Origin of the sequence: Sphingomonas sp. 10B4, assembly GCF_035019905.1 — a bacterium.
Lineage (GTDB): Bacteria > Pseudomonadota > Alphaproteobacteria > Sphingomonadales > Sphingomonadaceae > Sphingomonas > Sphingomonas glacialis.
Genome location: NZ_JASJVC010000300.1, coordinates 1 through 275, shown reverse-complemented (window position 1 = coordinate 275; position 275 = coordinate 1). Strand labels below are relative to the sequence as shown.

Here is a 275-nt window from a genome sequence, read left to right as displayed (position 1 = left end):
ACTCCGGATATCACCGCGAATGCTTTGCGTTGTCGGAATCTCTGCGATATCCAGCCGATGTACCGCAGAAGCAGATAACAGATGTTCTCGAATAAACAACTGCATACAATTCGCCAGTGCGGTACTTTGCAAAATCAGATAGCGGTCATGTCGATATTTATCAAATTTATGCAGGTAAACATTATTCAAACTAGCGCCGCTGTAGATGACGCTATCGTCAATGACGAAACCCTTTAGATGTAAGACACCGAATAATTCTCTGGTCTGAACTGGGA

General features: G+C 43.6%; 1 protein-coding gene. It reads right to left on the bottom strand.

Annotation, left to right across the window (positions count from 1 at the left end; all coding sequences use genetic code 11):
• Positions 1-275: hypothetical protein (locus QN347_RS19885; protein ID WP_323494411.1), on the bottom strand; the 275-nt coding region annotated here is incomplete at both ends.